Below are 12,977 nucleotides of genomic sequence, written 5' to 3' on the forward strand. Positions count from 1 at the left end.
CGCACGGGGCGCGCTGCCCGGTGCCTCGTCAGTGCTTCAGCGCATCGCGGCTGGTTTCCGCGTCGTGCAGCGCACGCGTTGCGTCGCGCAGCTTGCGCTGCTTGTCGGCGAGCTTGCGCTGCGCCTTCGCGAGCTTGCCCGCGTCATCGCGCGTTTCCGCTTGTCGCACCGCGGCTTCCGCCTCGTGCGCTTCGTCGCGCGCCTTCGCGAGATCGCGCTGCTCGTCGCGTACCTTGCGTTCGGCGCGCGCAAGCTGGCCGGCGTCCGTGCAGTTCGCACCGATCGCATCAAGCGCGGCTTGCTGGCGCATGGCCTGTTGCGTATTGCCGTGCAGTTTCGCGTAGTCGATCTGCGTCTGCAGCGCGCGGATGCGCGTTGCACAGTCCTGCGTGTCGGCCGTCGCGGGCGGGCTGGCGAGCGTTGCAAGCGCAAGCGTGATGGCGGTCAGGGGGCCTTTCATCGGGGAATCCTCGGTATGTTGCCGGCGGCAGCGCATGCGGCCGGCGGTGTGCGAGACGACGCATGGCCGTTCATCGGTCCGCATTGTGCAAGGCGGACCCGGGCGGGTAAATAGGATCAGTCTGACATGCGATCGACAGCGCGCGGCGCGGGCACCATCGATGCGACGACGTGAGGTATGCGTCAATGGCGTCAGTGCGATTTCGTCGTGAGACGCGCATGACGCGCGACACGCGCGACGAACGGCTGCCGCTCGGTACGGCAGCGCGTGGTCCGGCGTGCGCGCGGCCGTCGCGGCGGTTCGGACTCGGATGGCGCGAGCGGTGCGGGCAAGCCGGCGGCGGCGACCGCCGCGACCGCCGGCAGCATCGCTTCAGCCTCGAGCCATGCGTGCGTCGCCTCCGCGATCAGCCCGCGCAGCCAGCTCACGCCCTCGGCGCACGATCCCGCTTCGTTCCACGTCATCCGGTACACGATGTCCGGCGGTTCGGCCGGCAGCGCGATCGCGGCGAGCGGCAGCAGCTTCGCATAGTGCCGCGCGAGCCGGTACGTGGTCGTGAGGATCATATCGGTGCGGACGAGCGCGTGCGCGGCAAGCTCGAAGTGCGGCAGCGTGACGACGATCCGCCGTTGCAGGCCCACGCGTTCGAGCTGCCGGTCGATCGCGCCGGACGCTTCGAGCCACGACGGCGTCGGGCACAGCTGCGGCGCCGCCACGAAGTCGGCGGCCGTCATCGCGCCGCGCCGCGCGAGCGGATGCGTCGCGCGCATCAGGCACACGACGCGGTCGTCGAACAGGTCGTCCTGCCGGAAGCGCGACCGGCGCGCGGGGCGGTTGTCGATCACGACGTCGAGCTCGCCGTCGGCCAGCGCACGCTCGTCGTCGAAACCGTCGCCAAGCGGATGGAAGACGAGTTGCGCGTTCGGCGCGCGCTCGCGGAACAGCGCGACGAGCTTCGGCACGAACAGCACGTTCAGGTAGTCGGGGCAGCCGATCCGGTAGGTGCGCACCGACGTGCGTGCGTCGAACGTCGGCTGCTGGATGCGGACGAAGTCGATCACGCGCAGTGCGTTGCGCAGCGGCTCGATCAGCCGCGCTCCGAACTCGGTCGGCACCATCCCGTAGCGGCTGCGTACCAGCAGCGGATCGCCGAGCAGCGTGCGCAGGCGCTTGAGCGCGGCGCTCGTCGCCGGCTGCGACATGTTCAGGCGCACGGCCGCGCGCGACACGGTGCGCTCGGTCAGCAGCACGAGCAGGATGCGCATCAGCCGCGCATCGAGCACGTCGAGCGCGCCCGTGGCGTCGGCCGCGTCGCGCGGCAGGGTGGTCGGGTCTAGCGGGTCCCGCATGCCGATCCGTCTCCCGGCGATACCGTGACCGCGCGCGACGCGACTGCCGGCCGGCGGCCCGGCGTCATTTTGCGAAGGCTCCCGGCCAGCCGACGATCCGCTTCGGGCGCGGCGGCGCGTACGTGCGGACCTTCGACGTCTTCAGCTTCAGGCGGACCAGCGACTCGGCGAGCGCGACCGCGGCCGATACGCCGTCGACGACCGGCACGCCCGTGCATTCCTCGATCTGCCGGTCGAGGCCGGCCATCCCGCCGCAACCGAGACAGATCACTTCCGCGCGGTCGTCCTGCACCGCGCGCTGCGCCTGGCCGACGATCGACTCGATCGCGCGGGCCGGGTTCTCCTCGAGTTCGAGCACCGCGAGGCCGCTGGCACGCACCGACGCGCAGCGTGCGTCGAGCCCGGCCAGCTTCAGGCGATCCTCGATCAGCGGCACCGTGCGGTCGAGCGTCGTGACGACCGAGTAGCGATGGCCGAGCAGCATCGCGACGCTCGCGGCCGCTTCGGTGATGTCGACGACGGGCACCGTCAGCAGCTCCTGCAGGCCTTCGCGGCCGTGTTCGCCGTAGCCGGCCTGGATCACCGCGTCGTACGGTTCGTCGTAGCTCGACACGCGGTCCATCACGGCGATCGCCGCGAGGTAGCTCTCGAAGTTGCCTTCGATCGATTCCGCGCCGAAGCGCGGCGTGAGTCCGACGATCTCCGTGCCGGGCGATGCGACGGCCCGCGCCTGCGCGGCGATCGCGTCGGTGATCGACTCGGTCGTGTTGACGTTGACTACCAGGATTCTCATCGGTGGCTCCGTGTGCGTGTGTGTCAGTGTTGCGCGCAGTCGACCGCGATGGGTTCGCCCGAGCGCTCCTCGTATTGCCGTTTGCGATCGGCCAGCAGCCAGTACACGCTGCCCGCGATGGCCGCGCCGAGCAGCCAGGAGAACGGTGTCATCGCACTGAAGGCCGGCACGACCGCGAGCGTGATCGAGATCAGCGCGGACGGCACGAGCGCCGTGAGCGCCTTGCGGTTCACGCCGCGCGTGTAGAAGTAGGCGCCGGTCGGCGCTTCGGTGTAGAGGTCGGGCACGTTCACGCGCTGCTTGCGCACGAGCCAGTAGTCGACCGTGATGATCCCGTACAGCGGGCCGAGCAGCGCGCCGAGGCCCGACAGGAAGTAGACGATCACGATCGGGCTGTTGTACAGGTTCCATGGCAGGATCAGCACCGCGATCGTCGCGCTGATCAGGCCCGCGCGGCGGAACGACAGGCGGTGCGGCGCGAGGCTCGTGAGCACGAAGGCCGGTGCGACGAAGTTCGCCATGATGTTCACCGCGACCGTCACGATCAGGAAGGCGAGGCAGCCGAGCACCAGGAACAGCTTGTTCGGCACCGTCGCGATGATCTCCGTCGGGCTGTGGATGATGTGGCCGTTCAGCTTGAACTGCGCGCCGGCCAGCACGAAGCTGATCGTCGCGAACACGAGGATATTGACCGGCAGGCCCCAGAAGTTGCCGACGCGCACCGTCTTCGCGCTCGGCGACGAACGGGCGAAATCGCAGAAGTTGAGCACCAGCGTGCCGTAGATCGCGAGCCACAGCGAGCCGCCCGCGAAGATTTCCGTCCACATCTTCACGCCCGTCATCGGCTTGCCGATCGACATCGCGAGATGGCCGCCCGTGCGGCTGAACATCCACGCGGCGAGCGACAGCGTCGTGACGAGGATCACCGGGCCCGCGAGCCCCTCGTACTTGCGGACCATTTCCATCCCGTACGTGAGGATGCCGATCTGCACGAGCCAGATCGCGACGAACGTGATCCAGCCGAGCGTCGACAGCCCGAGGATCGCATTCTGGTCGAACGCGGCGAGGCCGGGCCAGATCGCGGTAAGCAGCACGCGCAGCACGACGGACGCGAGATAGGTCTGGATGCCGAACCACGCGATCGCGATCACCGCGCGGATCATCGCGGGCAGCAACGCGCCGTAGATGCCGAAGCTCATCCGGCTGATCACCGGGAACGGCACGCCGGTCTTCTGACCCATGTAGCCGGTGAGGTTCATGAAGCAGTACACGAGCACCGCGCCGATCGCGAGCGACGCGAGCATCTGCCAGCCCGACAGGCCGAGCGCGAACAGCCCGATCGCGAACGAGTAGTTCGCGATGTTGTGCACGTCGTTGGTCCACAGCGCAAAGATGCTGTAGCGGCCCCACGTCCGGCCTTCGGCCCGGGTCGGCGCGAGGTCGGGATTGTGCAGCCGCGGGCTCAGCGCGGGGTCGCGCGCGGCCGGATCGGTTCGATGCGATGCGTCGTCCGCGCCGAGCACGATGCCCGGGCGGTGGGTGGCTTCCAGTTGCACGCCGTTGTCTCCTTCCATGTGCGGGGCGCGAAACCGGCGGCGTGGGTACGCCGTGCCGGCCCGGGCCGCCGTGGACGTTATGTCTCGGATTTGTTCGCGAGTATGGAAGGCGGTCGCGACGATGGGAAATTAAATATTCGGCTGGGTGTCATTTGAAAAATGAATGGAGCGCGCGCGGCCGCGGCGGCCGGGCGGCGGCACGCAAATTGCGGGTCAGCGGGTTCCATCCACATCGACATCAGCGGAGGTGTCATGCAGCGATATTCATTTCGTCACGTATCGCGAGCCGTCTTCGCCGGCATCCTGATTGCGGGCCTGGCGGCGGGCGCGGGCTGCCAGAAGAAGGGCGACAACGGCGGCGGGGCCAGTTCGGACGCCGGCGCGACGGGCGGCATGTCGGCCGCGCCGTCCACCGCGCCGTCGGGCACGCCGAGCAGCGGAGCGGCCGGCAGCAGCGGCGACAGCGGCGCGAGCCTGCCGGGCGCGGCCTCCGCGCCGGGCGGCGCCAGCGGCGGCTGACGAGCGCTTGACCGGACGGGCGGCGCGCCGGCTGCGTGCGGGTGTGCCGTCCGCTTTTTTGCGTGCGGCGCCCGGCGGCGTGCGTGCGCGTGGCCGGCCGCATGAAAGATTTGCAAGGACGGTTGTAGCGCTTTCCGGACCGGCGGCGACGGCATGACGCCGGCGCTGGCGGGCCGGGCAAGGAGGTGCGATGCAGAACGCGGAATCAAACCCGATCCCGGAAAAGCAACGGGAACAGATCGAGAAGAGCCCGGTGAAGACGCCGGCGGCGGGCGACATGCCGGATGCCGCGACCCAGGCCGCGCAGGTGGCGCGGCGTCCGATGACGCCGGAAGCGATCGCCGGGAAAATGCCGACCGGCCTGCCGCCGATCGACGTCGACGCGCATGCGGTCGACAGCGGCGATCCCGTGCGCCGGGCCGCCGGCCGGATCGTCACGCTCGACAACGCGAACATGGCGATGACCGACAACACGGTCGATGTCGACGGCAAGGGCATGGAGGCGCGCACCGGTGCGTCGGAACTTCAGGACAACGTGATTTACTCGAACGCGTCGCTGGACGACGCAGTCGAGACGCCGGACGAAGGGCTCGCCGGGATCGAGAGCCGGCCGTCCGGCAACCTGCCGCAGATCGCGACGCGGCCGGGCTGGCGCGTGCGCCATGTCGGCGATGTCGATGTCGAACACGGCGACGGTACGCGCGCCGAGCACGTGATCCGTCTCGAGCGCGTCGACTGATGCGCGGGGCGCGGTCGCGGCGGCCGCCGCGACCGTCGGCGGTCCTTACTGCGGACCGAGCTCCTGCGCGGACGTATCGGCGTCGTTGCCCTGCGCGACGAGCACGTGAATGTCGTTCGGCGTCACGTCGCCGACCCCGCCCGACGGAATCGTCAGCAGCAGCCAGTCGGCATTGTTGTTGATGGTCACCGGTGCGGTCTTGAGGATCGGCGACTTGCTGCCGGCCGTCGTGACGATCACCTGGTAGCTGCCGCCGTTCAGGTAGGTCGAATCCTGCGTCGTGGCCGGCACCGCGTTCTGGTAGGCCGCGCCCGCCATCGTCGGGCTTTGCGTCGTGATGTCGGTGCCCGGCGGGACGACGTACACGTCGACGTTCTGCGCGTTCGGCGACGCGTTGAAGCTGCGCACGCGCGCCTTGTCCGACAGCAGGCCCTTGTCGTACGGATCGTCGATCACGGAGATCAGCGACGTCGTGCTCGGCAGCGCGATCGTCGTGTAGTGGTGGCCGTTCGACGCGCCGAACGATTGCGCGGCGATGGTCGTCGTCGTGCCCGAGACGTCGTAGCTCGCGTTTTGCGTACCGGAGTCGATGTCGTGATAGCGCGTCACGCCCTTGTAGGCGACGCCCGCCTGGTCGATCTTCGCATTCAGGTAGTAGTCGAGATTCGGGCCGGCCGGCACCGCGTTGATGAAGCGCGCCTGCGGCTTCGAGATACCGAGTTCGGTGCCGGCGTCGTCGCCGCCACACGCCGCAAGCACGGAAACGATTGAGCACAGGGCCGCTACCGTTCGTATTGATTTCATGTTGTCCTCTCGTTCAGGGAACCTGCTGACGATGCGGGACCGCCGCGCGAAGCGTCGCGCGGTGCGCAGCGCCGGTTGAGGGAAGGATGTCGACCGCCGGGAAGGCGGACGCGGGGATGGCGCAAGCGATGTGCCTGTGGGGAATCCCGCTGGATGACGGCGGGGGCGCACGCCGGTGCGGCGGCGTGCGCGGGAGGGGCGGGGGGGGGGGGGGGGGGGCGGGGGGTCGCGCGGCCGGCGCGGTTGTAAAAAAGACAGCGTCGCGCGGGCGACGCGATGCGTCAGCGGTTCACGAGCCTGGCCGGATACGCGAGCGCGAGTGCGCAGCCGACCACCATGCACGCGGCGAAGCCATACAGCCCCGCGCTCTGGGAATGGAACGTGTCGCGCAGCCAGCCGATGAAGTACGTGCTGCCGAACCCGCCGAGGTTCGCGATCGAGCACGCGAATGCGATCCCGCCGGCAGCGGCGGAGCCCTTCAGGAACGTCGACGGCAGTGCCCAGACGACCGGCATCGCGGCCGCCGCGCCCGCGTTGATCAGCGAGAACAGCAGCACCGTTCCGAGCGTGCCGTGCGGCGACGAGGCCGCGACCGCCAGCGCGACGGCCGACACCATGAACGGCACGACGATATGCCAGCGGCGTTCGCGCACACGATCGGAGCTTGCGCCGCAGTACAGCGTGGCGAGCACGGCGGCGGCATTCGGGATCACCATCAGCCAGCCGATGTGATACGCGTCTTTCACGCCGGTGTCGCGCAGGATCGTCGGCAGCCAGAAACTCACCGCGTACAGGCCGAGCAGGACGCACAGGTCGATCAGGCCGAGCGCCCACACCTTCGGATCGGAGAATGCCTTGCCGAGCGCATGGCTCTTGTTGCCGGCGGGATCGGCGTCGAGATTCGCGCGCAGCGCGCGTTTCTCGTCGGCGTTCAGCCATTGCGCGGATTCGATGTTGTTGGGCAGCCAGCGCAGCACCGCGAAGCCGAGCAGGACCGACGGCAGCGCCTCGAGCAGGAACAGCCACTGCCAGCCGCCGAGCCCGTGCACGCCGTCGAACGCGCGCATGATCCAGCCGGAGATCGGGCTGCCGATCATGCTCGACAGCGGCAGGCCGACCATGAACAGCGCGACGATCCGCGCGCGGCGCGCATCGGGATACCACTGCGTCAGGTACAGCAGCACGCCCGGCAGGAAGCCGGCCTCGGCGGCGCCGAGCAGGAAGCGCACGAGGTAGAACTGCATCGGCGTATGCACGAACATCGTTGCACCCGACAGCAGGCCCCACGTGATCATGATCCGCGCGATCCACAGCTTCGCGCCGACGCGTTGCAGCACCAGGTTGCTCGGGACTTCGAACAGGATGTAGCCGCCGAAGAACAGGCCGGCGCCGAGGCCGTACACGGTGTCGCTGAACTTCAGCGCGTCGAGCATCTGGAGTTTCGCGAGGCCGATGTTGATGCGGTCGAGATAGGCCGCGAAGTAGCACAGGCAGAAGAGGGTGATGAGGCGCAGCGTGACCTTGCGATAAAGCGGGCCGTGCAGCGCGTCGTCGGCGGAAACGGCGGCGCTCGGGTGTGCGGTAGACATGGGACTGCCCCTGTTCGAGTGTGACGGATGAATGGGTGGCTCGATCGACGCGCGCGGTGTTTTCGCTGCGCCCCGGAGTCTGTATATCACGGCAATTAAATAGCGTACACACTAGAAAATACCGAATCGAACAGGCATGAATCCGGCCGCCGGGAGGAAAGCGTTTGCGAGTGAAAAACCGCGTTTATGACGCGGTTTTTGGCGATGTTGAGTGTGCGCTTAAAAGATCGATACGGGTACGGCGGCATGCACGAAATTCGTGCGTATGCGCTCAAAAAAGCAGTGTGTGCGCGAAAGCCGGCCATCACGCGCGAGTGTGCATGCGGCAGCCGCTGCGGACGCGCGCGGCGGCCGTCGAGCGGGTGCCGTGATCGGGCGATCCGCTGCTGCCGGAGGAGCGTCGGGAGCGGGGCGTGCCCGATGCCGCGAATCCTGATGCACCGCAATGACGCAACGCTCCGCCCGCCGATTGCACCGATTTGAGGGTGTACACTGCTTGTCTTTCATTGACACGCGGCACGGGCCTGCACGTTCATGGCTTCTTCCAAGGATTCCTACGACTTTCACGACCAGGTCGGGCACCTGCTGCGCCGCGCGTATCAGCGGCACGTGTCGATCTTTCAGGAAGCGATCCCCGATTCGGACCTCACGGCCGCGCAGTTCGTGACGCTGTGCGCGGTCAAGGAGCGGCAGGCGTGCTCGCTGAACGACATCGTCAAGGCGACCGCGATCGACCAGGCGACGATCCGTGGCGTCGTCGAGCGTCTGAAGGCGCGCGCGCTGATCGAGGTGCTGCCCGACCCGAACGACGGCCGCAAGCTGCTCGTGCGCGCGACCGCGCCCGGCCTCGCGCTGATCGACCGCACGGTGCCGTTCGCGCGGCAGGTGACGGAGCGCACGTACGGCGCGCTCAATCCGGGCGAACGTGTCGCGCTGCAGTTCCTGCTGCGCAAGATGATGGAAGAAGACGGCGACGCGTGACATGCCGGCAGCGCGGGCCCGGCTTACGTCGCGCCCGCCGCGACGGATGCGCCGGCTTCGTCGGCGCGCATCAGCCGGCCGGCTTCGCGCAACGCGGCGCGCACCGTCTCGGGCGTAAACGGCGGCGCGTGGAACCGCACGCCGGTCGCATCGAACAACGCGTTGGCAACCGCGGCGGGGCCCGGAACCGACGCCGATTCGCCGGCGCCGAGCGGCGGCTCGCCCTGCCTCGGCATCAGGACGACATCGACGTCCGGTACTTCCGCGAACGTCAGGATCGGATAGCCGGCCCATTCGCGCGACGCGACCTTGCCGTCCGCGAACCGCACGCGCTCCTTCAGCGTACGGCTCAAGACCTGGATCACATTGCCGTGGATCTGGTGGCGCACGCCATCCGGATTGATCATCGTGCCCGTGTCCTGGCCGACCGTCACGCGTTCGATGCGGATGTCGCCCGATACGCGATCGACGCTCAGGTCGACGATCCACGCCGACCACGCCGCGCCGAATCCCGGGAAGCGGCTGTGTACGTAGCGTGCGTAGGCGATGCCGCGGCCGCGCACGTGCCGCGACCCGTCGTGTTCGTGAGGCGGGCGCCGCGCGCGCGGCGTCCAGCCCGCGCGGTCGGCCACGGCCTGCAGCAGCTCGGCGGCGCGCGCGTCCTGCAGATGGCGCAGCCGGAACGCGAGCGGATCGATGCCGGTCAGCGCCGCGCATTCGTCGGCGAATGCGTCGTGCGCGAACGAGTTCGGCAGCGCCGATACGCCGCGCAGCCATGACGCGCGCACGAGCGGCGCGAGATCCTCGCAGACGAAGCGGCGATGGGGGCTCGCATACGGCGACACGGCCGTGCGGTCGCCCATTTCGAACACGCGCGGCTCGGGCGCGATCGCGCCGGTCAGCAGCGCCGCGAGCAGCGGCGCGTCGTTCGACGGATAACGTGTCGTGAAGTCGTAGCCGAGCAGGCGGCCGTCGCGTGTGACGGTGCCGGTGACCTGCATCAGCTGGGCCGTGCCTTTCGGTTCCCACAGGTGCTCGTCCGCGCGGGACAACTGCACGCGCACCGGGCGGCCGACCGCGCGCGACAGCAGCAGCGCATCGCCGCACACGTCGTCCGCGCCGTTGCGGCCGTAGCAGCCGGCCGCCTCCATCCGCACGACGTCGAAATCGGCTTCGTCGCGCGCGACGAGCGTCGCGAGGTCGTGGCGCAGCGACACGGGGTTCTGCGTGCCGGACCAGACGGTGATCCGCCCGTCGCCCGGTTCGCGATAGTCGGCGAGCGCGCAGGACGGGCCGATCGAGCCGTGCATCTGGAACGGCCACGCATAGGTGCGCGACAGCGTGATCGTGTCCGGTTGCGTTCGCGCGGCATCGACGTCGCCTTCGTCGAGCAGCACGCGGCGCGCGGCCGGCGCCGCGGCGATGGCGGCGGCCGGATCGTCGAGCGGCGGCAGCGCGGGATGCGGCCGCCACGTCACGCGCAGCTGGCGCGCCGCGCGGATCGCGTGTTCCTCGCGCTCGGCGACGACGCCGACGAAATCGCCGAGCGCGACGACGGCCACGAGCCCCGGCACGTCGGCCACCGATGCACGGTCGATGTCGACGAGCGACGTGCCGACGAATGCGCCGCTGTCGTGGCCCGCGTACGGCGGCCGCACGACGCGGCCGTGCAGCATGCCCGGCACGCGCATGTCGTGCACGAACGTGAGCTCGCCGGTCGCCTTCGCGGGCAGGTCGACACGCGGCGACGACCGGCCGACGAGCCGGTAATGCGCGGGGTCCTTCGTGCGCGTAGTCAGGTCGAGCGTCAGCGCGATCCGGCGCGTGGCGACGAGCGCGGCGAACGTGATCGCCTGCCCGTCGGCCGAAATCGTTCCATCGTCGACGCTCAGGCGCGCCGCATCGACACCGAATCGCCCGGCGGCAAGGGCCAGCAGCGCATGGCGCGCCTGCGCGGCCGCGCAGCGCAGCGGCGTCGCGGAAATCTGGATCGTCGCGCTCGCGATGGTCGGGCCCTGGTTCGGTGTCGCGGCCGTGTCGCCGAGCACCATCGTCACGCGCGCGGCCGGCACGTCGAGTTCCTCGGCGACGATCTGCGCGAGCGACGTGCGGATGCCGGTGCCGAGATCGACGTGGCCGTTGAACGCGAGGATGCGGCCGTCGTCGAGAATCGCGACGAAGACTTCGGGCCATGCCGGCACGTAGGACGACAGGCTGCCCGGCTGGCCGGGGGCCGGCTTGACGGGCGGCGCGGGTGGCCGGATCACGGTCAGGCAGCCGTTGCGCGCGAGCAGTTCGGAGCGGTTCACGGGGGAGGTGTCCTGTCGGGGGCGGCGCGGCCCGCGGGCGGTGGCGTCGGGGGAGCGTTCGGGCGGCGGCGTGCGTGAAGCGAATCTAGGCCGCCAAAAGCGCAGCGTCAATCGCGGGCGATGCCGGTGCCGCCCGCGACCGGTCGCGACTCAGCGCGTGCGGGCCGGTGCGGCATCGATCGCCGCGATCGCGTCGTCGAGCGGCAGCACGGCTGCATATTTCTGCTGCATGTCGAACAGGTTCGCGTCGTGCGGCGCGATCGCGCGATCGCCGACGCAATCGGCGAGCACCAGCGGACGGAAGCCGTGCGACATCGCGTCGACGACGCTCGCGCGCACGCAGCCGCTCGTCACGGCACCCGCGACGAGCAGCGTCTGTACCGCGCGCTGCGCGAGCCACGGCGCCAGCTGCGTGCCGAAGAACGCCGACGGCACGGTCTTGCGCACGACGAGTTCGCCCGGCGCGGGCGTGAGTTCGGGCACGATCGCGCTGTTGGGATGATGCTCGGTCAGCGTCGCCATGCCGGGCACCTTCAGCGAGAACACGTTGTCGTCGCTGCCGTCGTCGGCATACACGATGCGGCTGTGCGCGACGGGCCAGCCGCGCGCGCGGGCCAGCGCGAGCGCATGCGTCGTGCGTGCGATCGCGGGCGCGATGTTGCCGCCGCCGAACGTCGCGGGATCGGCGAAGCCGACCACGAAATCGACGATCAGCAGGCCGATGTTGCCGTGCGGCGGCAGCGGCGTGCCGAAACCCTGCTGGCGATACACGTTCGCTTCGGCGTGACGGGAAAGATCGTTCATGGTGTCGGGGGCTCGTCGGTCAGGTGGGTTGGTCGGTCACGCGGCCGTCGCGCACGACGGTTTCGCCGTCGAGTTCGACCGTGCAGCGGCGCAGCGGGATGTCGATGTGGCAGGTGGTCGTGCGCGTGCCGCCGCCTTCGTTGTTCGGGCCGAGCGAGAACAGGAAGTTGCCTTCGAACGCGCGCGCATCCATCCCGATCGTCGCCTCGCGGTCGTACAGCCCGAGCGTCGACCAGCGCGCGCGCGGCTGCAGCCCCCAGCCGATATGCGAAATCGCATAGCCTTCGGGATCGGCGAACGTTTCCATGTAGTCGCGCAGCAGGTCGGCGTCGACGCCGCCTTCGATGCGCGTCGCATAACCGCCCTCGACCGTCAGCGCGATCGGTTCGGTCACATAGTGCTTCTGCGGCAGCAGGATGTCGCCGCGATCGATCACGATCGTGCCGCGCGCGGTGCGGTCGTTCGGGTAGATCAGCGCGAAGCCGCTCGGCCAGTGGTCCCAGCGGCCCGGCGCGTCGACGAAGCCGTATTCGGCCGTCGGCGGGAATTCGCCGAGCGGACACACGAGCGCGGTGCCGGCCGCCGACGTCACGCGCATCTCGCGGGCGGCGGCGATGGTCTTCGCGGCGGCGAGCACGCGCGTGCGGTCGGCCGGCGTCGGCACCATCCGCACGAGCACTTCGGGCGGCTCGACCGCGAGCAGGATCTTCGTGCCCGATTTCAGGATCGCGTGCTGTTCGGGCGAGAACAGCAGCGTCATCAGGTCGAGCACGAGGTCGCTCTCGCGCAGCGCGGCGATCGCGGCCTTGTTGCCGGTCAGCGGCGTCGTGCCGAGATAGGCGAGCGGGTCGCGGCTGAATGCCTTGTCGCCGTTCACCGGCGGCAGGTCGAGCCGGTTGACGATCGCGCCCATCGATTGCGTCGCGATCAGCGCGCACGACAGCGTCTGCGGATGGGTGGCCGCGCTCGTCAGGATCGTGACGGTCTGGCCCGGTTCGAGGCGCGACAGCGTGAGCACCTGCTTCCACGCGTCGATCAGTTGGGTATCGCTGACGGGCATCGTCGGCTCCGGTT

The 12,977-nt window shown here is 69.5% G+C and carries 12 protein-coding genes; 3 read left to right on the forward strand and 9 right to left on the reverse strand.

Translation table 11 applies throughout. The annotated features are described in order from the left end of the window. Positions 1–28 precede the first annotated feature (28 nt). The 4 genes from AC1VVG_RS24850 to AC1VVG_RS24865 all read right to left on the reverse strand — a co-directional run bounded on the left by AC1VVG_RS24850 (position 29) and on the right by AC1VVG_RS24865 (position 4,176). Positions 29–460 carry a DUF1090 family protein gene (locus tag AC1VVG_RS24850; protein WP_034185874.1) on the reverse strand — a complete coding sequence of 144 codons (432 nt, stop codon included), beginning with the start codon at positions 458–460 and terminating at the stop codon, positions 29–31. Positions 461–651: 191 nt separating this feature from the next. Further along, positions 652–1,809 (reverse strand): LysR family transcriptional regulator, encoded by a 1,158-nt coding sequence (locus AC1VVG_RS24855; RefSeq protein WP_482836540.1) that lies wholly within the window; start codon positions 1,807–1,809, stop codon positions 652–654. Between the two features lie 64 nt (positions 1,810–1,873). Next, positions 1,874–2,602 (reverse strand): aspartate/glutamate racemase family protein, encoded by a 729-nt coding sequence (locus AC1VVG_RS24860; protein WP_059558278.1) that lies wholly within the window; start codon positions 2,600–2,602, stop codon positions 1,874–1,876. Positions 2,603–2,625: 23 nt separating this feature from the next. Further along, entirely contained in the window at positions 2,626–4,176 is a 1,551-nt protein-coding gene (locus tag AC1VVG_RS24865; protein WP_482836542.1) for an NCS1 family nucleobase:cation symporter-1, read from the reverse strand. A gap of 234 nt (positions 4,177–4,410) precedes the next feature. Here AC1VVG_RS24865 and AC1VVG_RS24870 point away from each other — a divergent pair, with 234 nt between their 5' ends. Both AC1VVG_RS24870 and AC1VVG_RS24875 read left to right on the forward strand, forming a co-directional pair. Further along, the gene (locus AC1VVG_RS24870; RefSeq protein ID WP_034185878.1) at positions 4,411–4,677 is read left to right on the forward strand and encodes a hypothetical protein; all 267 of its coding nucleotides are present in this window, start codon (positions 4,411–4,413) and stop codon (positions 4,675–4,677) included. A 190-nt stretch (positions 4,678–4,867) separates the two neighbouring features. Further along, positions 4,868–5,416 (forward strand): DUF3005 domain-containing protein, encoded by a 549-nt coding sequence (locus tag AC1VVG_RS24875; RefSeq protein WP_482836544.1) that lies wholly within the window; start codon positions 4,868–4,870, stop codon positions 5,414–5,416. A gap of 45 nt (positions 5,417–5,461) precedes the next feature. On the opposite strand, the gene AC1VVG_RS24880 is transcribed toward AC1VVG_RS24875, so the two are convergent. Together AC1VVG_RS24880 and AC1VVG_RS24885 are read right to left on the reverse strand one after the other, a co-directional pair. Further along, complete coding sequence (locus tag AC1VVG_RS24880; protein WP_034185880.1) at positions 5,462–6,220, reverse strand: DUF4397 domain-containing protein; 759 nt, start codon at positions 6,218–6,220, stop codon at positions 5,462–5,464. A 281-nt stretch (positions 6,221–6,501) separates the two neighbouring features. Beyond that, positions 6,502–7,809: an MFS transporter gene (locus AC1VVG_RS24885; RefSeq protein WP_059558277.1), complete on the reverse strand. Its 1,308-nt coding sequence runs from the start codon at positions 7,807–7,809 to the stop codon at positions 6,502–6,504. A gap of 534 nt (positions 7,810–8,343) precedes the next feature. On the opposite strand from AC1VVG_RS24885, the gene AC1VVG_RS24890 reads away from it, so the two are divergent. Next, positions 8,344–8,790 carry a MarR family winged helix-turn-helix transcriptional regulator gene (locus AC1VVG_RS24890; protein WP_034185882.1) on the forward strand — a complete coding sequence of 149 codons (447 nt, stop codon included), beginning with the start codon at positions 8,344–8,346 and terminating at the stop codon, positions 8,788–8,790. 23 nt (positions 8,791–8,813) lie between these two features. Here AC1VVG_RS24890 and AC1VVG_RS24895 read toward each other — a convergent pair whose 3' ends face one another. The 3 genes from AC1VVG_RS24895 to AC1VVG_RS24905 all read right to left on the reverse strand — a co-directional run bounded on the left by AC1VVG_RS24895 (position 8,814) and on the right by AC1VVG_RS24905 (position 12,963). Further along, positions 8,814–11,099: a xanthine dehydrogenase family protein molybdopterin-binding subunit gene (locus tag AC1VVG_RS24895; RefSeq protein WP_069705066.1), complete on the reverse strand. Its 2,286-nt coding sequence runs from the start codon at positions 11,097–11,099 to the stop codon at positions 8,814–8,816. Positions 11,100–11,249: 150 nt separating this feature from the next. After that, positions 11,250–11,903 carry an isochorismatase family protein gene (locus AC1VVG_RS24900; protein ID WP_034185884.1) on the reverse strand — a complete coding sequence of 218 codons (654 nt, stop codon included), beginning with the start codon at positions 11,901–11,903 and terminating at the stop codon, positions 11,250–11,252. A gap of 19 nt (positions 11,904–11,922) precedes the next feature. Continuing rightward, positions 11,923–12,963 (reverse strand): 2,5-dihydroxypyridine 5,6-dioxygenase NicX family protein, encoded by a 1,041-nt coding sequence (locus AC1VVG_RS24905; RefSeq protein ID WP_482836547.1) that lies wholly within the window; start codon positions 12,961–12,963, stop codon positions 11,923–11,925. Between the last annotated feature and the right edge of the window lie 14 nt (positions 12,964–12,977).

The organism is Burkholderia sp. L-4 (genome assembly GCF_056856535.1).

Coding starts and splice junctions, on each gene's coding strand:
- AC1VVG_RS24850 (WP_034185874.1), bottom strand. CDS start 460: ATGAAAGGCCCCCTGACCGCCATCACGCTTGCGCTTGCAACGCTCGCC.
- AC1VVG_RS24880 (WP_034185880.1), bottom strand. CDS start 6,220: ATGAAATCAATACGAACGGTAGCGGCCCTGTGCTCAATCGTTTCCGTG.
- AC1VVG_RS24875 (WP_482836544.1), top strand. CDS start 4,868: ATGCAGAACGCGGAATCAAACCCGATCCCGGAAAAGCAACGGGAACAG.
- AC1VVG_RS24890 (WP_034185882.1), top strand. CDS start 8,344: ATGGCTTCTTCCAAGGATTCCTACGACTTTCACGACCAGGTCGGGCAC.
- AC1VVG_RS24865 (WP_482836542.1), bottom strand. CDS start 4,176: ATGGAAGGAGACAACGGCGTGCAACTGGAAGCCACCCACCGCCCGGGC.
- AC1VVG_RS24900 (WP_034185884.1), bottom strand. CDS start 11,903: ATGAACGATCTTTCCCGTCACGCCGAAGCGAACGTGTATCGCCAGCAG.
- AC1VVG_RS24860 (WP_059558278.1), bottom strand. CDS start 2,602: ATGAGAATCCTGGTAGTCAACGTCAACACGACCGAGTCGATCACCGAC.
- AC1VVG_RS24885 (WP_059558277.1), bottom strand. CDS start 7,809: ATGTCTACCGCACACCCGAGCGCCGCCGTTTCCGCCGACGACGCGCTG.
- AC1VVG_RS24905 (WP_482836547.1), bottom strand. CDS start 12,963: ATGCCCGTCAGCGATACCCAACTGATCGACGCGTGGAAGCAGGTGCTC.
- AC1VVG_RS24870 (WP_034185878.1), top strand. CDS start 4,411: ATGCAGCGATATTCATTTCGTCACGTATCGCGAGCCGTCTTCGCCGGC.
- AC1VVG_RS24855 (WP_482836540.1), bottom strand. CDS start 1,809: ATGCGGGACCCGCTAGACCCGACCACCCTGCCGCGCGACGCGGCCGAC.